Source organism: Pseudoalteromonas sp. PA2MD11 (assembly GCF_017808125.1).
GTDB lineage: Bacteria > Pseudomonadota > Gammaproteobacteria > Enterobacterales > Alteromonadaceae > Pseudoalteromonas > Pseudoalteromonas simplex.
Window position 1 is genome coordinate 170,072 of sequence record NZ_JADKNF010000005.1, and the last position, 20,600, is coordinate 190,671.

A 20,600-nucleotide genomic window follows, 5' to 3' on the forward strand; every position below is an offset into this window, starting at 1 on the left:
AGTCGCTGCTACAGAGCATTAAAAAGCCGCGCTATAACATTGTTATAGCGCGGCTTTTTTGTAAGCGCGAATAAATCGCGCTTGATATATGCTGTTATAGACTTTCGATTTTCGCTTTTTGCGCTAATAGTTTGTCTTTCGCATCGGTAAACTCAGCCAGCTTAGCATGCTCTTTAGCAAGTACAGCCTCTGGCGCATTATTTACGAACTTCTCGTTAGCTAACTTGTTTTGAACCTGTGCTAAGCCTTTTTCTGCTTTTTCAAGCTGCTTCGCAATACGAGCTAATTCAGCTTCAACATCGATTAGGCCAGCCATTGGGATCATGATCTCAAGGTTACCAACATACGATGTTGCACACGCTGGAGCATCGTCTTTGTTATCAAGAAGCGTGAACTCTTCAAGCTTAGCAAGCGACGCTAAGAATGCTTCGTTATCCGTTAAGCGGCGCTTGTCTTCGTCAGACGCATTCGCAAGCAATACCGATAATGGTTTGCTTGGGCTGATATCCATTTCACCACGGATGTTACGAATAGCAAGAATGAATTGTTTAACCCACTCTAGGTCGTCCATCGCTTGGCTATCAACATTTGCTTCATTGTATACAGGGAACCCTTGAACCATGATGCTAGTGCCCGCAGTTTCGATACCTGCAAGTGGTGCAACACGTTGCCAAATCGTTTCTGTGATGTATGGCATTAACGGGTGCATTAAGCGAAGTAGGCTTTCTAATACCGTGATTAGGGTATGACGAGTACCACGTTGCTGTGCTTCGTTACCTTTAAACAATACTGGTTTAGTCAGTTCTAGGTACCAGTCACAGAATTGGTTCCAAGTGAACTCATAAATGGTGTTTGCTGCTAGGTCAAAACGATAGTTTTCTAGATGCTCAGTATAGGTTTTAACCGTTGCTTCAAATTGACCTAAAATCCAACGATCAGCAAGTGAGTACTGTTTCTCAGCATCTGTAGCGAAACCACAGTCTTGCTCTTCAGTGTTCATTAATACGTAACGGCTCGCATTCCATAGTTTGTTACAGAAGTTACGGTAACCTTCAAGGCGGTTCATATCCCAGTTGATGTCACGGCCCGTTGAAGCCATTGCCGCAAGGGTGAAACGCAGTGCGTCTGTACCGTGTGCTTCGATACCGTTTTCGAATGTTTTACGAGTGTTTTTCTCAATCTTCTTCGCTAGTTGTGGCTGCATCATGTTACCAGTGCGCTTTTCAACTAGGCTTTCAAGGTCGATACCGTCAATCATGTCGATAGGATCAAGTACGTTACCTTTCGACTTAGACATCTTATCGCCGTTTTCATCACGGATAAGGCCTGTTACGTAAACGGTTTTAAATGGTACTTGTGGCTTGCCGTCTTCATCTTTGATGAAGTGCATGGTCATCATGATCATACGCGCAACCCAGAAGAAGATGATGTCGAAACCTGTTACCAATACGTCAGACGGGTGGAACGTTTTTAAATCATCAGTGTTTGCAGGCCAGCCTTGCGTTGAGAAAGTCCAAAGCGCAGATGAGAACCAGGTATCTAAAACGTCTTCGTCTTGCTTAAGTGCAACATCATCAGCAAGGTTGTTGTCGCGGCGTACTTCAGCTTCGTCACGACCAACGTATACGTTGCCTTCGTTGTCGTACCAAGCAGGGATGCGGTGACCCCACCAAAGCTGACGTGAAATACACCAATCTTGTACGTCGTTCATCCACGAGAAGTACATGTTCTCGTATTGTTGAGGTACGAACTTAATATCGCCATTTTTAACTGCTTCTTTTGCAGGCTCTGCTAGAGGTGCTACGCGCACGTACCACTGATCAGTAAGAAGAGGCTCAATCACTACGCCAGAACGGTCACCGTAAGGTACAGTTAAGCTGTGATCTTCGATTTTTTCTAGTAGGCCAAGTTCTTCAAATTCGCTCACAATCGCTTTACGTGCATCAAAGCGGTCAAGGCCATGTAGGCGCTCAGGAATTGGCGCATCTAATTCAAGCTCTTTACCGTCGAATGTGTAGCTTTCGCCTTCGCTTAATACCGCTGCATCTTTATTGAAGATGTTGATCATTGGTAGTTGGTGACGTTTACCTACTTCGTTATCGTTAAAGTCGTGGGCAGGCGTGATTTTCACACAACCTGTGCCTTTTTCCATGTCTGCATGTTCATCGGCAACAATTGGAATACGGCGGTTTACGATAGGCAGTAAAATGTCTTTACCGATCAGATCTTGGTAGCGCTCATCATCAGGGTTAACAGCAACACCTGAATCACCTAGCATTGTTTCAGGACGTGTTGTCGCAACAATGATGTAGTCCTTACCATCTTTGGTTTTTACGCCATCAGCAAGAGGGTAACGTAGGTTCCACATGTGACCTTGTTTGTCTTTGTTTTCAACTTCAAGATCAGAAATAGCCGTGTGTAGTTTTGGATCCCAGTTAACTAGGCGCTTACCACGGTAGATTAAATCTTCTTTGTGAAGACGTACAAATACTTCTTTAACCGCTTCAGAAAGGCCTTCGTCCATAGTGAAACGCTCACGGTCCCAATCTACAGACGCGCCTAAACGACGTAATTGTTTAGTGATCGTGCCGCCAGAGTGGTTTTTCCACTCCCAGATTTTATCGATAAATGCTTCACGGCCTAGGTCGTGACGTGTTTTACCTTCTTCAGCAGCAAGCTTACGCTCAACAAGCATTTGTGTTGCGATACCCGCGTGGTCAGTACCTACTTGCCATAATGTGTTGTTGCCTTGCATACGCTTTAAACGCGTTAGCGTATCCATGATGGTATCTTGGAACGCGTGGCCCATGTGTAAGCTACCCGTGACGTTTGGTGGCGGGATCATAATTGAGTATGCGTCACCTTGGCCAGACGGTTTAAAGTAGCCATTTTCTTCCCAGCCTTGGTATAAAGACTGTTCAATATCTTGCGGATTATAGGTTTTATCCATTACACAGAACCTTAAATAAATGCTTAAATGTCAATTTCTTGCGTTGCAATATGGGCGCCCAGTTGGCGAAGCTTTTTAAACCGCTCACGGGCGGCTTGCTTAGCATTTGGCTCAACGGGTACGAAATCATAAACCTGCTGAAAACGGCGGATAAAATCCGGAAGTTGTTCAGCTAAGTTGATTAATATTTTTCTGTTGCCGACAGGCGGAGTCATACCAATTTCAACCGGTGCGCCACCTTTAGGGCCTTCACCTTGTAAGTTGTGAGGTACAAAACTATCTGGTTCAAATGACCAAATGATGTCGTCGATTGTGTGGGCCGTGTCGGTGTTATCAGCGTAAATAAATACGCGATGACCTAGACGATACTGATCCGCAGCAATTTTAGCTGCCAGATCGAAAACAGCGCCAGCCGTTTGGTGGGCACTATCATCTTGTTTTAGAACGTAAAATTGTGCGTTCATATTCATAGTGACTTTCGTCCCCACAGATACACAGATCAAAGCAGGGATTTTGACATAGAACGCGAATTGCTTCAATTAATAAGGCGCCATTTGGCGCCTTATTTAGGGTTAGTTTTAAGCTTGCGGTAAGGCTTAATCGTGACTTGCTTCGCTCACGCCTGCGCGGTTTAGCAAATACTGAGTCAACATAGGCACCGGACGACCGGTTGCGCCTTTGTTTTTACCGCCGCTGCGCCATGCTGTACCTGCAATATCTAAATGCGCCCAGTTATATTTTTTGGTGAATTTAGATAAGAAGCATGCCGCTGTAATCGTACCTGCTGCACGACCACCTAAGTTGGTGAAATCAGCGAATGGGCTTTCAAGTTGCTCTTGATAGTCATCCCACAGCGGTAACTGCCATGCACGGTCGCCACTTTGCTCAGATGCTTTTAGTAGGTCATGAGCAAGAGGGTTGTGGTTTGATAGTAAACCTGTGGCATGCGAACCCAGCGCGATAATACACGCACCTGTTAGTGTTGCTACATCAACAACGGTATCTGGTTCAAAGCGCTCAACATAGGTTAGTGCATCACACAGTACTAAACGGCCTTCAGCATCGGTGTTTAACACTTCAACTGTTTGCCCCGACATGGTTGTTAAGATATCACCTGGGCGATAAGCGTTTGAGCCAGGCATGTTTTCACAACCCGCTAAAACACCGACAACGTTAATTGGTAATTGCATTTGCACAAGTGCGCGCATAGTACCAATAACACCCGCTGCACCACCCATGTCGTATTTCATTTCATCCATGGCTTCGCCTGGCTTGATTGAAATACCGCCAGAGTCGAAAGTTAAGCCTTTACCGACTAACACGATTGGCGCTTGGTCTTTGTCGCCACCTTGATAGTTGATCACTGACATAACCGATTCATTAGCACTACCACGGCCAACCGCTAGGTATGAATTCATGCCCAGCTCTGCCATTTTTTCTTCACCAATAATATCAACAGTCACATTATCGAAGTTATCAGCGATTTCTTGTGCTTGCTTACCTAAATAAGCTGGGTTACAGATATTTGGCGGCATATTGGCAACGTCTTTACATAACTTGCTACCTGCAGCAATAGCTAAGCCATGCTCAATTGCACTTTCGCCAATGGTTAACTCACGACGCGTTGGTACGTTGAAAACAATTTTACGTAAAGGACGACGTGGGTCGCTTTTTTTGCTCTTCAGTTGATTGAAGGTGTATAAGCAGTCCTGAGTTGTTTCAACTGCTTGGCGTACTTTCCAATAAGTGTCACGACTCTTAACATGTTGCTCAGTTAAAAAGCATACCGCTTCCATTGAACCTGTTTCGTTAAGTGTGTTTATCGTTTTTGAAATAATTTGTTTGTATTGTTTGTCATCAAGCTCGCGCTCTTTGCCGCAACCTACCAACAATACTCGTTCGCTTAGTACATTAGGTACATGATGCAATAGTAATACTTGGCCAGGCTTACCTTCAAGATCGCCGCGGCGCAATAAGTTTGAGATATAACCGTCACTGATTTTATCTAATTGTTCACCAATGGGGGATAAACGACGTGGCTCATAAACGCCTACTACAATACATGCGCTACGTTGCTTTTCTGGACTACCACTTTTTACGCTAAATTCCATTGTTGCTCCTGATATTGAGTCGTATAACCTTAATTTATAAGGGTAAGAATTTCTTTTTCGAGTCTTTTCTTACATTTTTTAGTTTAGTAGCACTAATCTTAGTACATAAACCATGACTCTATTTATGTGTTTTTGAACTTTATCTTAATGTGAATATCAATATCACATAATAGATGTCATCTGTACCATTAATGCAAGATAATATGCGCTTGCTAGGTATGATATTTGACACTGATGACATATAATAAAGTGAGTAAAATAACTAGTTTACTCAAAAATCCTTACTATTCCAGTGAAACTCGATGTTTAACAGGGGCGAGCATTGCTAATTTTTCGTTATTTGACCACTGAAGTCTTCAAGTCGCAGGTCGCCGTATTTTTAACTTTGATGACTATTTTTGTGTCGCAAAAGTTTGTTGTTATTTTAGGAGACGCCTCTGACGGGGGGCTTCCAGCTAAACTTGTGCTTTCGATGATTGCGCTAAAACTTCCTCAACTTGCTTCACTTATCCTGCCTTTGAGTATCTTCTTGGGTATTATTTTGGCGTACAGTCGCATTTATGCCGACAGCGAAATGACCGTATTCAGAGCTTGCGGTGTCAGTGAATGGTATGTGGTTCGGGTAACCCTTATTTCAAGTACTGCCATGGCCGTTTTAGCTGGGGCACTGACACTTTATATCGCGCCATGGGCCAGCGAGCAAGAATATCAATTAAAAGAGCAAGCCAAAGCAGATGCCGGCTTATCGGCATTACGTGCTGGGCGTTTTCAGCAAACGGGTAACGAAAAAGCGGTCGTTTTTATTCACAACATTGAAAACAGTGGTAAGGAGCTACACAAGGTATTTGTTGCGCAGTTACCTGATCGTGAAAAAGGTGACTTAGCCCGCTTAGTATATGCTGAGCGGGGTGTGGTGATTGAGCAAGATAACGGTGAGCAGCAACTTGTTCTTAATGATGGTAAGCGTTACGAAACAGACGGCGAGTCTGCTGCTTTGAACTTAACTGAGTTCGATGGTTACAGTGTACAAATTCAAGATCAAGAAATAGAGCACCAGCGCCGTAAGTTAGAAGCAATTCCAACCCTTGATTTATTGAAAATGAAAACCTCTGAAGCCATTGCACAGTGGCAGTGGCGTTTAGCTATTCCACTTTCAATTCCATTATTAACTTTACTCGCGGTGCCTTTGAGTGTGGTGAATCCGCGCCAAGGTAAATTTGCTAAATTAGTGCCCGCAATTAGCTTGTATTTAGGGTATTTCATTTTGTTGAATGCCGCTAAGTTTGCTGTTGAAGATGGAAAAATACCGCCTTCAATTGGCTTATGGTGGATCCATTTATCAGCCTTGTTTATTGGTGGTTTCTTGATTATTAAAGGTCGTCCGCTCGGCGCATGGTTAAAGGCAGTTGTGACTAAGCGGGAGTTAAGCGCATGATGAAAACACTCGACTGGTATTTAGGTCGCAGCATAATTCAAACAACCGGTTTTGCTTTAATGGTGCTGGTAGGTATCAGTACCCTCATTAAGTTTATTGAGCAGTTAAAATCAGTTGGCCGTGGTAGCTACGATATTGCAACAGCGTTGATTTACACCCTGTATAGCATGCCAGGTGATTTAGTTATCTTCTTCCCAATGGCAGCATTGATTGGTGGCTTAACAGGTCTAGGCGCATTGGCATCAAATAGTGAGTTGGTTGTTATGCAAGCGGCGGGTATGTCACGTTTGCAAATTATTGTATCAGTCATGAAAACCGCGATGTTTATGGCTATTTGTATGATGGCGCTAGGTGAATGGGGCGCCCCAGAAGCACAGCTCAAAGCAAAAGAAATACGTAACCAAGCGATTTATGGTGGTGATGTATTTAATGCTAAGCAAGGTGTGTGGGCGAAAGATGGTAGTAACTTTATTAATATTGAAGATGTCGATCAGCAAGGTACTTTACGTGGCGTGCATATGTATCACTTTGATAAATCGTTGCAACTTACGCAAATTACCAAGGCAGAAGAAGCATTAAATCGTAAAGATGGCTGGTTACTTCGTGATGTAAATAAAGTCATGATCACGCCAGAGCAGATCACGACTGAGCAGTACAAGGAAGAGTTCTACGACTCGCAGCTAACTGCTGAAAAATTAGGCGTTGTATCAGTTAAGCCCGAATCGTTGTCGTTCACTGGACTTTGGTCTTATTTAGGTTATTTACAGCAAAATGAACAAGATACTAGCACCTATGAGTTGGCGCTATGGCGCAAAATCATGCAGCCAGTATCTATCGCCGTTATGCTGTTAGTTGCTCTGTCGTTTATATTCGGACCACTTCGCACAGTAACCATGGGCGCACGTATCATCATGGGTGTTATAACTGGTATTACTTTCCACTTAACCAATGAGATATTTGGTCCTGTGGTAATGGTTTACCAAATTCCTGCAGTGGTTGGTGCTGTGTTACCAAGTCTGTTGTTTATTGGGTTTGCAACATACCTGTTGAATAAACGGGTGTAAAATTAGTTTTAAATCATAAAAAAGCGTGGTTTGAACCACGCTTTTTTTATGCTTGATTTGCCTTTAATCAAGTGAGCGATAAATACGTTTGTTTTCTTCTTTAGTTAAAGTGATCACTTCAGTTTTTGCGATGTAATCTTGTAAGGCACGCTTATTTTTAAAATCGACCAACACCACTAAGTTACCTAAACCTAATAGTGCAGTAATTGCTCTGATTGCACCTTGATGCCAGCTAATTAAATGGCCATCGAGGGTTTGCACCTTCAAACGCCACGCGCGCATACCAATTGTTTGGCCGCTTTTAGTCCAAAAGTAACTAAAGAAACTGATACTCACTATTACTAATAATGCGCTACGGATACCGTATAGTAAGGGTGAATTTTGAATGAAAGCAGAGACATCTTCGGCGTCACCAATGCTAAGTAACTCTAAAGAAATAAGCCCTTGAATAGCTAATAAATAGAGTACGGTTGTCAGCATCGCAAAGGCAATGATAACCAAGGTATCGTAAATTAAAGAGGCAAAGCGGCGCCAGAAACCGGCACGTGGAAACTCAGCTGACATAAACAATCTCATCCAATTAAATTGCGCAGTAGTTTAGCAAAGTCCTTCGCAAACAAGAAATACTTAACGGCTGTTTAGTATGCTGGGAACTGAACTGGCTTTGCTAACCTTAATTACATAATCAAAATGAGTATGCAAACATCACTATTTATTAAAGCGAAACCCACCATACCTTTAATCATCCAAGCTTTAAAAATTTCAATACCTATAAGACTAGTAGGGTAGTGGGCACTGACAAACTCTAAAGTTAATAACTTGTTTAATTATTGTGCGGTTGATCAGTGACGCCGCACAAAACGCTTGCTGCCTTACCCATTCTTTGTATAATGCTTGGCATAGAGACAAAAGCAGTAAAAAAAGCTTTCGCTCTAAAGTGGTTTTTCTTTATCTTCTCGTGTTTAGAAGGTTAAAGAAAAATGAAGCCAGTATGATGGAATTGGTAGACATGACGGATTCAAAATCCGTTGCCTTCGGGCGTGGCGGTTCAAGTCCGCCTACTGGTACCACTTTTGAACCCTAGCCAATTGGTTAGGGTTTTTTTATGCCTGAAAAAGTAGTCATCGGACTTGAGCGCCACGCGAGGCATGGCACTGAAGCAAGTAAAAGTCCGCCTACTGGTACCACTTTTGAACCCTAGCCAATTGGTTAGGGTTTTTTTATGCCTGAAAAAAGTGGTTAGCGGACTTGAGCGCCACGCGGGGCGTGGCACTGAAGCAAGTAAAAGTCCGCCTACTGGTACCACTTTTGAACCCTAGCCAAATGGTTAGGGTTTTTTATGCCTGAAAAAAGTAGTTAGCGGACTTGAGCGCCACGCGGGGCGTGGCACTGAAGCAAGTAAAAGTCCGTCTACTGGTACCACTTTTGAACCCTAGCCAAATGGTTAGGGTTTTTTTATGTCTGAAAAAGCTAACAGCTGTCAGCTGTCAGTTTTTAGCCGAGCGGTGCGGTTGTTGGGTTTTGAAACCACCCTCAGCCCCAAGGGGGTATTTTGCCTAGCACCCAGAGCCTAACACCTATAACTCAAATCTAAGTACTAATTCACCCTCGATTAAAATAACTTTTGTTCTATTTATAACCTGTAAACTTCAAACTATGCTTACTTTTGAAATAACCATGAAAAATGTATGCTTATTTGTTTGAAAGTTAACCGCTTTCGACTAGAGTACCATGGTGTTTAAGTGCTTAATATAATAGAATTTACCGTCTTTAGTTCAGGTTAAGTCAGACTCTTAGCGGAAAAAACGGTTGGGTGGCATAACATGGGTACATACGATTTAAAGCGTATTGTTGAAAGTATTTCAAATCTTAAAAGTGAGAACTTTTATAATGCAATATGCCTATCTTTATCAGAAGTGCTGGGTGCTTCGCATGTTTTTTTGGCTCAAGTCGATGAGTCAACTTTATATGCGACAACCATTGCTTTAGTTGCGCATGACGAAATAGTTGAAAACATCAGCTACGATATTCGCTGTACACCGTGTAATGATGTCAGCTGTGGCAGTGTTTCAAGTTACAACTCAGGTGTTCAGCAGCTATTCCCTAATGATCAATTGCTTGTTGATATGGATATTGAAGCTTATGTGGGTGTGCCATTACAAAGCATTTCTGGCAAGACAAATACCATTCTGGTAGCGCTTTTTCAGCATGAAATAAGTGATGCGTTATCAATCGAATCTTTCTTTTCGTTATTTACAGGTTTAATCCAGCGTGAAATTGAAAAAGACCGTTTCATTGCTAAGCTAGATTTTTCTAATCAGTTAATAGAACAAAGCCACGAAGCTATTTTTATCTGCGACCACAATGTAGAAATTACCTATGCAAATACTGCCTTCACTAAAATGACGGGCTATTCGCTGGACGAAGTCTTAGGGGAAAACCCTAAAATTTTAAGTTCAAACCAGTATGATCCACATTTTTATAAAGCTATGTGGCACCAGATTAATACTGAAGGCAAATGGTCTGGTGAAATTACCAATAAAACTAAGCAAGGTAAGTTATATACGCAATTTTTATCAATAACCAAAATGCAAAATAATGCTGAGGATTGCTATGTGGCGTTTATTTTAGATATTACCGAGAAAAAAGAAGCTGAGCGAAAAATTTATTTTCACGCTAACCACGACCAACTTACAGGGTTAACTAATCGTTTTTACTTTAAAGAGTACTTGTGTACTTTAATTTCGTCTCTTGCATATCAAGATGAAGTAGATACAAACTTGGCAGTAATTTATTTTGATGTTGATAAATTTCAGAATATTAATACGGTATATGGCCTAACATTTGGTGACAAAGTTTTATGTAAACTAGCTGAGCGACTTGAAAGCTGTTTTAAAGAATCAGCCTTTTCACGAATAGATGGTGATAGCTTTGCTATTTTACAAACCTATCAGCATATTAGTGAGCTAGAACATGTTTGTAAGCAAATTACAGCATTGTTGGTTGAGCCATTTTCAATTGGTGGTATTAGCCAGCAAGTATATGTAACTCTTGGGATCAGCTGTTTTGAGCAACGTTATATTTCATCCTCTGAACATAAAATCGAAAAAATAGCACGCCGCTTGATAAGACAAGCTGAGCTTGCAACTCTCAATGCAAAGCAAGCTGGTACGGAGTATTTATTTTTCTGCACTGAAATGGATAACAAAATAAAAACACAAAACTTGCTTATAGATCAGCTAACTTTGGCAGTGAAAAACGACGAAATTGAAGTTTATTTTCAACCTATTATCGATATAGAAAATAACACGGTTGCTAAATTCGAAAGTTTAGTTCGTTGGAATAATCAAGGGCAATGGGTATCACCTGCGGAGTTTATTCCGTTAGCTGAGGAGTCTCGAGTGATTATTCCACTTGGAGAGCTGGTGTTGGTTAAAACTTGTCAGCAAATAAAAGCATTAGAGCTGCAAGGTTATAACGATGTTGTTTTTAACGTAAATCGGTCTTTATTTGAGTTTACTGAGTTTAATCCTGAGCGTAATGCATGGCTTGAAATTATTAACAACCAAGGGGTTAAGCCGTCACAAATCTCTTTTGAATTAACTGAAAGTGTTTTAGCTCCTGAAAATACTAACCATCTCGATGTGCTTACTCAATTAAAAGAGGCGGGTTGCTTAATTTCATTGGATGATTTTGGTACCGGTTATTCATCTCTTAGCTATTTACGCCGTTTCCCTGTTGATGTACTCAAGCTTGATAAGTCTTTCATAGATGAAGTTCATGTTGATTTAGGTGACGAAGCACTGGTTAAATCGATTATCCAAATGAGTCGAGTATTGGGTATTAAGGTCGTTGCTGAAGGGGTTGAAGAGCGCGAGCAATTGGCGGTGCTTACCGAAGCAGGCTGCGATTATATCCAAGGCTATTACTTTTCTAAGCCATTACCAGCAAATGATGTAATACCATTTTTAACGCAATTTTCTCGAGAGCAGTAGATAATTACGGTATGATTTTGGTATCAAGCAGTTAGCAAAAGCTTACTATGTCAAAATTAACCGCAAAGCAAAACATCAAGGCGATTGCTACAGCCATTAAGGCCGAAGAGCAGTCGTTAAGAGCGCGTTACCCTATACTTAACCAACAAAATAAAATTGCGATGGTAATTCTGCTGGTGTCGTTGTGTTCACTATTCGGTGTTGCGACACTTTATTACTTAGCGGTTATTCCCTCGTGGCTTTGCATCATTCTGGCTGCCTTTATTACCTCAATATCGCATGAGCTTGAACATGACCTTATCCATAAGCAGTATTTTAGTAATCGTCCTTTTATACATAACTTTATGATGTTAACCGTGTGGCTTATGCGGCCGAATACGGTGAACCCTTGGTATCGCAGAAAGATTCACCTAAATCACCATAAAGTATCCGGCACCTCACAAGATTTAGAAGAGCGATTAGTGGGCAATGGCATTAAATCGCCATTTTTAAGAGCCTTGGTCATTACTGATGGTCTGCTAGGTTTGCTAGTTAACACCAAGCGATTTAGTAAAGAAATTAGCGGTTTTAAGTTTTTACGCGTGTTTAATGCGGGCTTTCCGGTTGCTACTGCGTATTTTGCGATTCTTTATGTGGTAATTGTTTATTACGTGGTGCAGTTTGTGCAGCCGTTTACATTGCCGCCGTGGGGAGCTGAGTTATTGGCGATGGCAGAGTTTTTAATGGTGGTACTTATTGTGCCTAATATTATTCGCTCAACGTCTCTTAACTTAGTGACATCGTCAATGCATTATTATGGCGGTGTAAATAATTTACTTGAGCAAACGCATGTGATCACCAGCCGTTGGTTTTTACCGTTTCAGCTATTCTGTTTTGATTTTGGCCGCACCCACACAATCCATCATTTTGTGCCGAATCAACCCTTTTATATCAGACAATTGATCAGCAAAAAAATACGTCCTATTATGGCCCAGCATGGGGTACGGTTTAATGATTTACAAAGCTTGAAACACGCTAATCATTACCCTGTAAAAGAGCAGTCATCTCAACAAGGAGTTTAATATGAGTGCCTTTGAAACCGCCCCTAAATAGCTGTGGTTTCATATTTATTGCTGGCCGATGGTGATATTTCGGCCACTTAAGTAACCAAATAAAGCACACAATAGGCTTGATGCCATACACAGCCAAAGTGCTCCCGCCCAGTTGTTGAAATAACTATGTAAGGCGCCCGCAATAATAGGGCCTGTGGCAGCCAATAAATACCCGATACATTGCGCCATACCCGATAACGCAGCGGCTTGCATTGAGTCATGAGTACGTAGGCTTACAAATGATAAGCCTAAGATAAAACAGGCACCTGAGCAAAAACCTAAGGTGACTGACCAAAGCATCGCAAAACTAGGCGCAACTAATAATCCAACAGAACAAAGCGCGCCAAGTAATGCCAAGCTTAGCGTTAAGATGCGTTGATCTTTTAATTTGGCAAGCAGAGGAATAAGCACAATACCTGGTAGCGCAGAGGCTACTTGAAAGGCGCCTTGCAAAGCGCCCGCGTGCTGCGCACTATGGCCACCTTCTATTAAAATACTGGGTAGCCAACCAAGCATGATATAAGTGAAAAAGGAGTTAAAGCCGAGCAATAAGGTGATTTGCCAAGCAAGTGCAGAGTGCCAAATTTTGTTTTGTGTATTGTTTGACACATATGCCTGTTTTGGCATGGTATGTTGCTTAAGTTGTGGTAACCACACCATAATAGCCAGCACAACCAGTAAAGCATAACTGGCAAGCGCCAATTGCCAGCCAATTTCTTTGTATTCAGCGAGCGGAATGATGAGTGCTGAATAGCTGCCACCAAATATGCCCATCGCCAAAACATAACTCGACGTCATTACTGCCACTTTGTGTGGAAAGTCACGCTTTATTAGGCTTGGTAATAACACATTACCAATCGCGATACCGACACCAATTACTGCGGTACCAATAAAAAGCACGGTGGCAGAATCAATAACCCGAGAGACAACCCCTATACCTATGAGTACCAGGGCAATAAACAGTGATATTTCAAGGCCACACTTTTTAGCAAGACTTGCCGCCATAGGTGAGGCAATGGCAAACGCGATTAAAGGTAAAGTCGTCAACATGCCGGCTTGCGATGCATTTAACTGAAACTGTTCAATGATCTGTTCAAGTACCGGTGCAATGCCAGTGATCGGGGCTCGTAAGCTGGCTGCAATAAGAAAAATGCCCAGCACTAAAAGAAGGTTACGAATTAGATTTTGAGAAGATGTCACGCTGTTTAGGAGTAATAGCAAGAGGTACATTTATCATACCAAAACACGAAACAGCGTGGGTGAACTATGAGATAGCTCACCAAAAAATGCGGTTATTTAAAACTGATAACTTGCTGATAACATGGCATTGCGCGGTCTACCCGGAAAGTAGCGGTCGCCACTAAATGTAGTGTAGTCAGCGCGCTCTGCATAACGCTCGTCGGTTAAATTGTTTATTCGCGCAGTCACCGTTAGGTTGTCTGTTAGCTGCCACGCCGCTCTTAAATTTACTAATGAATGGCCTTCGTAACTATGCTGGTTTTCAGGATCAGTAAAGTAGCTGCTGGTGGTATGTAGCTCAAGGCCAACACGCGTTATGTCGTTTGCTTGCCATAGTAGCTGTAAGTTAGCGATGTTACGTGGTGCAGTATCAATGAGATTACCATTGATATTAACTGTGCTGAGTACTTGGTCATAACTGTATGTATGCTTGGCGTGGCTCGCGGCTAACTGCATAGATAGACTTGGCGTAATGGCATAAGCTAACTCAAGCTCAATACCACGATGCTGGGTTTGGCCATCATTGACGTAATAAAAATCAGTGTCGCGGAAAATTACGTTCTTTTTATTCATTGCATAAAAGCTAACTACATAATGCAGCTGTGCTTGTTGACCTTTTAAACCAAGCTCTAGATTTTTAGCTGTTTCAGATTTCAGATCTGCGACATTTTGTTCGCGCTGTAACTGATAAAGCTCTGCCGCTTGCGGTGCTCGATAACCTTCTGAAGCATTGGCATAGATAAACTGGTTTTCAGCATATTGATAGCTTAAACCAAGCTTTGGCGAGAAGTTAGTAAAGCGATTTTCGCCGCTTTCTGGTCGAGAATAGCGACATCCGCCCATGGCGCATGCTGTGCCATCTTCTTTTGTGCGGCCAGTCAACATATGATTGTCGTAGTCATAACGCATACGCTCGTATCGACCACCCAAGCTGATAAGTAACTCATCAAGTTGCCAATCAAGGTTCACAAACGGTGCTAATAGGGTGCTTGTTACTTGATAGTCATAATGTTTGCCTTGTGGCACGGTGGCGACTAAAAACGCTGAGCCTTGAGTGGGACTGTCTTGATATTGTAAAAAGTCAGCATCCGTAAGCTCACTATCAAAACCAACAGTTAACAGGCTAGAGCCGGTTAACTTGTGCTGCCAGCTTGATTGCAGGCCAACACCTTTTTGAGTATTTTCTTCAAGGGGAGTACCCGGTAAAAAATGCTTAAAGAAGGTCATGTCTTGGTCGCGGATATAAGGCGTTAGGGTAAAGCTGTTAGCCTCATCTTGTGTCCAATTTAGCTTTGACCAAACACGCAAAGAGCGGGCTTTACGAAATGCATCAGGATCAAAATTAGACTGAGCTATTTGCTTATCCTTGTAGCTTTCAAAGCCCTCTATGTAGCCAGCTGTTTGTTGATCTAAATGGGTGTAAGTCAGGCCTGTACTTACACTTAGTTTTTCGCCATCAAAACGGTGACGTAGTGATAGCTTTTCTTGATCAACACTTTCGTCATCACGATAACCCGTATCTCGAGTAATAGTGGCATTAATACCTAAACCTTGTTGGCCAAAATCACGACCCGTACCTAGTTTGTAGCGGGTGTAGCCAAACGAGCCGTAATCAAAACCAAGTTGGTTGTGGTTATAGGTTGTATCTGGAGTGATCACGTTGACTACACCATGTACAGCGTTTGAACCATAAAGTGCAGAGCCCGGACCTTTCAGTACTTCGATGCGTTCAGCCATTTCAGTGTGGGCTTCGAATAATTCATTGATGTTGCAAAAACCAGCTGCGCGAAGTGGAATACCATCTTCGGCGGTAAGTAAGCCACCGCAGGCACCTGCGCCAGAAAGTACAGGCGAACGTAAAGCGGGTAAATACTCTTGGCCGTTACCGTGTTGAAGATTAGCACCAGCAACCTGTTTAAGGGCTTGTTCAATGTGAGTTGGGGCGATAAGCGCTAGTTGCTTCTGTGAAATACTGCTGACCACAACAGGCAATGGATCTGCCAATACTTCGCTGCGTGATGCGGTCGTTGTAATATGTTCTAGTTCATTATTTGCAATGGCATGTTGGTTAAATAATGAGGTGCCCACAAGCACTGAAAGTATCGACAACTTCATGAAAACCCTTTGGTTAGGTACAACAAAAACCAAAGGGTAACTGCTTTTTAGGATGGGTAAAAGCTTTCTCGATTAATAACTTTGTCTGTTATGCACTACGGCGATGTACGGCAAAACCTGCCAGTACTGCCACTAACCAGAATAAGCTACTGCCGCCACTGCCATTTCTGTGTGTGACATTGGCTACTTTTTCTTCTTTTACGCGGGTTTTAAACTGCGCTAATTCAGCATCGAGATTCGTGATCATGTCATCAACAGCGCCATTAAAGCTTGCCAGCGATTGCTCTTTCGCAACTTCATCGATGCCAATTGCTGTACTGCGTTGCTCTGCTTTATGAATACCTGGAGCGCGAAACAGCATTTTTCGGCTTTTCACGTCAAATACGGCAGTATCTACAAAGGTTTGTACTGAGTTCTCATTGCCCGGGATCACATATAAACCAACAATCGTTAGATATAAAAATGCAGCGTTATTTTCTAAGCTTTGCGACACTTGGTCGTATGAAACAAGCGCCATAATATCCACATCATATAATCGTGATACTTGTTCTAATGCGGTAAATCCTTCGCTGCCTTTTAAATAAGTACTTGGGATCACTTCAATACGGTCTATGTAGTCATATTGCATAAACTGCTTTTTAACTTTATTTAGCAGTGCGACTTCATCACCATGATGCAAGCCATCATTGTACTTGTTAGGAATAAAGGCAATCCCTACCGTGGCTGGTAAGTTCAAAGTTGGAATCGTTGCTTGGTGTGCAGCTCTATCTTGTTGGTCTGGGTAAAGGTACTCAACCAATGAACTTGATTGCGTTTTTTGATTGCCATATTGGCTCATCATGGCACTACAGCCCGTTAGTGCAGTAATACTAATGACCAAACACCATTTTAGAACATTCATTAAATTATCCTTATTATGTTGTGAGGAAGCCTTTGTTTATGTTGCAAATATAACGACAAACGCCTCAAACGAAACTGTAACTCAGACTCGATTTTTCGTAAATAGTGCCAAAGTAGTTTAAAGAAATGTAAAGGTTGGCTTTCTAATATTTTGATATGTAAACAATTACGTTTTTAAATTGTAACCCTTCATCTATGATTCAGGCTAAAACGTTAAGCTTTTTATCAAGAGCAAACGTTGAGGGTCTCTTTTATGAATAAATTAATTACTATCTCAGTTGCTGTTTTAGGTTTGAGTTTGATACCTATGGAAGCAAACGCGAAACATGATCGTGACCACGATAGATACGAACATAAGCACGAACGTAAAAAGCATAAAAAACATAAAAAACACCACAAACATCACCATCATCATGACAGACATGATCGTTACGATAGATACGACCATTACAGCTACCGTGACTTACCACCCGGTTTATACAAAAAAGTAGGGTATGGTGGTGGCTTACCACCTGGTTGGTATAAGCGTTATCACCATGGTGATATTCTGGACCGTGATATATATCGTCATGGGCGAGTGATTAAACGTCGCGACCGAAATGGCATTATTGCCATCGAAATCGATGACCGCCTTATTCATCTAGTACACGATACGCGAGAGATTTTATCAATCGTTACTCGCCATCGTTAATCCTGTCAAAAGCCGCTTAGCGGCTTTTTTTAGCTGGTTTCATACCCAGTTCAGAAAAACTTGCTACGCTTAATTGGGACTCATAGAAGGAGCACTCGCATGAAAGCATTGTTAACAGTTGCAGTGATAGGTTTTAGCCTAGTGACGGCTGGCGCACTTGCAAAAGATAAAGATAAGGATAAGGGCAAAGATAAAAGTCTACCACCTGGCCTTGAAAAGAAACTTGATAATGGTGGTGATTTACCACCCGGTTGGCAGAAGAAATTACGTAAAGGCGATATTCTTGACCGTGATATTTACCGCCGCGGTAAAGTGATTAAATCTCGAGATAGAGATGGTCTAATCTCAATTCAAGTTGACGATACTGTCGTGCGTTTAGTGGAAGACACTCGAGAAATTATTTCTATTCTGAGCCGCTAGTTTTGCTTGAATCGATCATGACTTATGGATTGGGTTCACTATTGGCCATGCTGCTAGTGGCCTCAATCTTGCCATTTTCATATTCCCAACATTATTTAATTCGCAGTTGTGACTTTGTACGCTTGCAAGTGGTTTACCTTGCTTGTGCGAGTTTAATTGCTGCAAGCTATTTAATCAGTCGCACGGGCTCCGCGCCTTATATTGGTTGTGCTCTGGCGAGTATCGTCGTGTTGCTTTTACAAGTTGGCTGGATTTACCCTTACACAAGGCTCGCTAATAAAGAAGTTGCCTCAAGCAATAAAACCGATAAGCACAGTATTCGCATTATGTCGGCAAATGTACTGATGTCGAACAGCGAATATGACAAACTCATTGCTTTAGTTAACACGCACCAACCAGACTTACTCATTACGTTAGAGTCTGATCAAACTTGGCAGAACGAACTGAGCAGTTTAGAGCAAGAATACCCGTATCGAGTGTACTGCCCAAAAGATAATCGTTATGGTATGCACTTGTACAGCAAGTTTAAAATTAAACAACAGCAAGTTTGTGAGCTTATAGAAAGCGATATCCCCTCAATCCATATTTTGTTTGAAGATGCAGATGGCGTAGAAGTTCAAGGGCATTTTATCCATCCTGCACCTCCGAGCCCCACGGAAGAAGACAGCTCACGGCCGCGTGATACTGAGCTAATTATCTTAGCAAAAGCACTTAAAAACAGACTGCGACCTTGTATTGTTGCAGGAGATCTAAATGATGTTGCTTGGTCGCGTAGTACCCGTTTGTTTATGCGTATTAGTGGCTTGTTAGATCCACGTAAAGGCCGCGGCTTTTTTAATACCTTTCATGCCAGTTATTTCTTAATGCGCTGGCCACTTGATCACCTTTTTCATAGTAATGAGTTTAGTGTTAAGCGTATTGAGCGTTTGGCAAAGTATGGTTCAGACCATTTTGCACTTCTTACAGAGCTTGTTTATAACCCCGATTCTGACAACCAAAAACAACAAGAGCAGATAGATAAAGAAAAAGCAGTGGATGAGTTAAAAATGCCAGCAGCGTCTAAGCAGCAAGTGCCAATGTTTGAAAAACGATAACCTTATTAAGGACGGCAAAATCAGATATGAAAAAGGGCTCTAATGAGCCCTTAATAGTGATTAGTCGTTGACCATAATGGTTTTGATATTAACAAATTCTCGTAGTCCAAAACCGCCATGTTCACGGCCATAGCCACTGTCTTTTACACCACCAAATGGTAAGTTCGGTTGCGCAAGACCATAACCATTGATATTTACCATACCGGTGTCAAAGTGAAGCTTTGCAAGCTCAATGGCTGCTTGTTCATCTTTTGAGAAAATACCGCCGCCAAGACCATAGCGTGAATCATTAGCAATTTGCATTGCTTCAGCGTTATCTTTGGCTCGAATAAGTGATGCCACAGGGCCAAATAATTCATCGTCATAAGCGGGCATGCCCGGTTTGATATTTTCAAGCAAGGTCGGGGTGTAATAAAAGCCGGTGTGTTCAGCAACTTTACCGCCGGTAATAATGCTCGCACCTGCATTTACTGATTCAGTCACTTGCTGATGAAGCTTATCTCGTAGATCTTTACGGGCCATTGGGCCAAGCGTGGTTTTTTCATCGTTCGGATCGCCAAGAACAACTTGCTCAAATTGCTCTTTGATTAGAGCTTTAAAATCATCATATAAAGCATCAACCACAATAAAGCGTTTTGCCGCAACACAGGTTTGTCCGTTGTTTATCAAACGACCTTGCGTACATGCGGTAATCGCCGTATTTAAATCAGCGTCATCAAGTACGATGTATGCATCGTTACTGCCTAATTCGAGCACGGTTTTCTTAACCTGTTTAGCTGCTCGCTCTGCGACTTTTTTGCCTGTGCCATCGCTGCCAGTAAAGGTTACACCACGAATCGCTGAGTGATCTATTAGTTCGCTTGCGGTTTTACCGTCAATAAGTAAGTTCTTAAAGCAATAATCGTCAAAACCAGCCAGTTTAAATAACTGTTCAATCTTTTCGGCCATGCCAAATACATTACCAGCATGTTTTAGCACTGTGGTGTTACCTGCCATAACATTCGCGCAAGCATAGCGAATGACTTGATATAGCGGGAAGTTCCATGGTTGAATACCAAGTATTACACCAATTGGTTGGTAACTAATAATTGCATGTCCGTCTTGCATATCTCGCTTTTCATCGCCAAGCACTTTTGGTCCCTGCTCAGCGGTATAACGACAAATTGCTGCACAAAGCTCAACCTCCTGAAGGCCCTGTTGGTAAATCTTACCCATTTCATCGGTCATTAGTTGGGCTAATTCTTGTTGATTAGAATCAATTACTTGTGCAAGTTTATTAAGTAATTTTGCGCGGTGCTCATGGGATGTAGTGCGCCATTTTAAAAATGCTTGATGACATTGGTCAACTTCACTCTGTGCTTGTTGCAGTGACAATAAGTTATAAGTCTTGAGCGTTTGTTCATTAGTTGGATTGATTGTAGTAATAGTATCAGTCATCATTATCTCCTTACAAAGTTGTAGGAGCTAGTCTGCAAAGCTAATACCTATTTTTTGA

15 protein-coding genes and 1 tRNA gene are annotated in these 20,600 nt (G+C 42.0%); 8 read left to right on the forward strand and 8 right to left on the reverse strand.

Annotated elements, in window-relative coordinates:
* Positions 1-94: 94 nt before the first annotated feature.
* The 3 genes from ISP07_RS08360 to pepA form a co-directional block, all read right to left on the reverse strand.
* Entirely contained in the window at positions 95-2,950 is a 2,856-nt protein-coding gene (locus tag ISP07_RS08360) for a valine--tRNA ligase (RefSeq protein ID WP_054552640.1), read from the reverse strand.
* 23 nt (positions 2,951-2,973) lie between these two features.
* Positions 2,974-3,420, reverse strand: coding sequence for a DNA polymerase III subunit chi (locus tag ISP07_RS08365; protein WP_209327350.1), 447 nt, complete (start codon positions 3,418-3,420; stop codon positions 2,974-2,976).
* A gap of 126 nt (positions 3,421-3,546) precedes the next feature.
* A complete protein-coding gene (pepA, locus tag ISP07_RS08370) occupies positions 3,547-5,061 on the reverse strand; it encodes a leucyl aminopeptidase (RefSeq protein ID WP_209327351.1) in 1,515 nt (504 codons plus the stop codon).
* A gap of 322 nt (positions 5,062-5,383) precedes the next feature.
* Between pepA and lptF the strand changes: the two genes are divergently transcribed.
* On the forward strand, positions 5,384-6,496 hold the full coding sequence (gene lptF / locus ISP07_RS08375) for an LPS export ABC transporter permease LptF (protein ID WP_209327352.1): 1,113 nt from the start codon (positions 5,384-5,386) through the stop codon (positions 6,494-6,496).
* Complete coding sequence (gene lptG, locus ISP07_RS08380) at positions 6,493-7,560, forward strand: LPS export ABC transporter permease LptG (protein ID WP_054552636.1); 1,068 nt, start codon at positions 6,493-6,495, stop codon at positions 7,558-7,560. Before lptF ends, lptG begins: the two co-directional genes overlap by 4 nt.
* Positions 7,561-7,623: 63 nt before the next feature.
* Here the strand turns inward: lptG and ISP07_RS08385 are convergent, their stop codons facing one another.
* A complete protein-coding gene (locus ISP07_RS08385; RefSeq protein ID WP_138616290.1) occupies positions 7,624-8,124 on the reverse strand; it encodes an RDD family protein in 501 nt (166 codons plus the stop codon).
* Between the two features lie 421 nt (positions 8,125-8,545).
* On the opposite strand from ISP07_RS08385, the gene ISP07_RS08390 reads away from it, so the two are divergent.
* From ISP07_RS08390 to ISP07_RS08400, 3 genes are all read left to right on the forward strand, one after another.
* Positions 8,546-8,630: transfer RNA gene (locus ISP07_RS08390), tRNA-Leu, on the forward strand.
* Positions 8,631-9,383: 753 nt separating this feature from the next.
* Positions 9,384-11,555, forward strand: coding sequence for a putative bifunctional diguanylate cyclase/phosphodiesterase (locus tag ISP07_RS08395; RefSeq protein ID WP_054552627.1), 2,172 nt, complete (start codon positions 9,384-9,386; stop codon positions 11,553-11,555).
* Between the two features lie 47 nt (positions 11,556-11,602).
* Positions 11,603-12,616, forward strand: coding sequence for a fatty acid desaturase (locus ISP07_RS08400; RefSeq protein ID WP_209327353.1), 1,014 nt, complete (start codon positions 11,603-11,605; stop codon positions 12,614-12,616).
* 45 nt (positions 12,617-12,661) lie between these two features.
* Here the strand turns inward: ISP07_RS08400 and ISP07_RS08405 are convergent, their stop codons facing one another.
* From ISP07_RS08405 to rhlP, 3 genes are all read right to left on the reverse strand, one after another.
* Positions 12,662-13,876 carry an MFS transporter gene (locus tag ISP07_RS08405; protein WP_199530213.1) on the reverse strand — a complete coding sequence of 405 codons (1,215 nt, stop codon included), beginning with the start codon at positions 13,874-13,876 and terminating at the stop codon, positions 12,662-12,664.
* Between the two features lie 66 nt (positions 13,877-13,942).
* Positions 13,943-16,000, reverse strand: a complete 2,058-nt coding sequence (locus tag ISP07_RS08410; RefSeq protein ID WP_209327354.1) for a TonB-dependent receptor — start codon at positions 15,998-16,000, stop codon at positions 13,943-13,945.
* Between the two features lie 88 nt (positions 16,001-16,088).
* Positions 16,089-16,901, reverse strand: a complete 813-nt coding sequence (rhlP, locus tag ISP07_RS08415; protein ID WP_194442906.1) for a rhombotarget lipoprotein — start codon at positions 16,899-16,901, stop codon at positions 16,089-16,091.
* 252 nt (positions 16,902-17,153) lie between these two features.
* Between rhlP and ISP07_RS08420 the strand changes: the two genes are divergently transcribed.
* The 3 genes from ISP07_RS08420 (at position 17,154) to ISP07_RS08430 (ending at position 19,105) form a co-directional block, all read left to right on the forward strand.
* Positions 17,154-17,591, forward strand: coding sequence for a hypothetical protein (locus tag ISP07_RS08420; protein WP_054552621.1), 438 nt, complete (start codon positions 17,154-17,156; stop codon positions 17,589-17,591).
* A 99-nt stretch (positions 17,592-17,690) separates the two neighbouring features.
* Positions 17,691-18,011, forward strand: a complete 321-nt coding sequence (locus tag ISP07_RS08425; protein ID WP_209327355.1) for a hypothetical protein — start codon at positions 17,691-17,693, stop codon at positions 18,009-18,011.
* Between the two features lie 17 nt (positions 18,012-18,028).
* On the forward strand, positions 18,029-19,105 hold the full coding sequence (locus tag ISP07_RS08430; RefSeq protein ID WP_209327356.1) for an endonuclease/exonuclease/phosphatase family protein: 1,077 nt from the start codon (positions 18,029-18,031) through the stop codon (positions 19,103-19,105).
* A 60-nt stretch (positions 19,106-19,165) separates the two neighbouring features.
* Here the strand turns inward: ISP07_RS08430 and ISP07_RS08435 are convergent, their stop codons facing one another.
* A complete protein-coding gene (locus ISP07_RS08435; RefSeq protein ID WP_209327357.1) occupies positions 19,166-20,542 on the reverse strand; it encodes an NAD-dependent succinate-semialdehyde dehydrogenase in 1,377 nt (458 codons plus the stop codon).
* Positions 20,543-20,600: the final 58 nt, after the last annotated feature.

Coding starts and splice junctions, on each gene's coding strand:
- ISP07_RS08360 (WP_054552640.1), bottom strand. CDS start 2,950: ATGGATAAAACCTATAATCCGCAAGATATTGAACAGTCTTTATACCAA.
- ISP07_RS08365 (WP_209327350.1), bottom strand. CDS start 3,420: ATGAATATGAACGCACAATTTTACGTTCTAAAACAAGATGATAGTGCC.
- pepA (WP_209327351.1), bottom strand. CDS start 5,061: ATGGAATTTAGCGTAAAAAGTGGTAGTCCAGAAAAGCAACGTAGCGCA.
- lptG (WP_054552636.1), top strand. CDS start 6,493: ATGATGAAAACACTCGACTGGTATTTAGGTCGCAGCATAATTCAAACA.
- ISP07_RS08385 (WP_138616290.1), bottom strand. CDS start 8,124: ATGTCAGCTGAGTTTCCACGTGCCGGTTTCTGGCGCCGCTTTGCCTCT.
- ISP07_RS08395 (WP_054552627.1), top strand. CDS start 9,384: ATGGGTACATACGATTTAAAGCGTATTGTTGAAAGTATTTCAAATCTT.
- ISP07_RS08400 (WP_209327353.1), top strand. CDS start 11,603: ATGTCAAAATTAACCGCAAAGCAAAACATCAAGGCGATTGCTACAGCC.
- ISP07_RS08405 (WP_199530213.1), bottom strand. CDS start 13,876: ATGTACCTCTTGCTATTACTCCTAAACAGCGTGACATCTTCTCAAAAT.
- ISP07_RS08410 (WP_209327354.1), bottom strand. CDS start 16,000: ATGAAGTTGTCGATACTTTCAGTGCTTGTGGGCACCTCATTATTTAAC.
- rhlP (WP_194442906.1), bottom strand. CDS start 16,901: ATGAATGTTCTAAAATGGTGTTTGGTCATTAGTATTACTGCACTAACG.
- ISP07_RS08420 (WP_054552621.1), top strand. CDS start 17,154: ATGAATAAATTAATTACTATCTCAGTTGCTGTTTTAGGTTTGAGTTTG.
- ISP07_RS08425 (WP_209327355.1), top strand. CDS start 17,691: ATGAAAGCATTGTTAACAGTTGCAGTGATAGGTTTTAGCCTAGTGACG.
- ISP07_RS08430 (WP_209327356.1), top strand. CDS start 18,029: ATGACTTATGGATTGGGTTCACTATTGGCCATGCTGCTAGTGGCCTCA.
- ISP07_RS08435 (WP_209327357.1), bottom strand. CDS start 20,542: ATGACTGATACTATTACTACAATCAATCCAACTAATGAACAAACGCTC.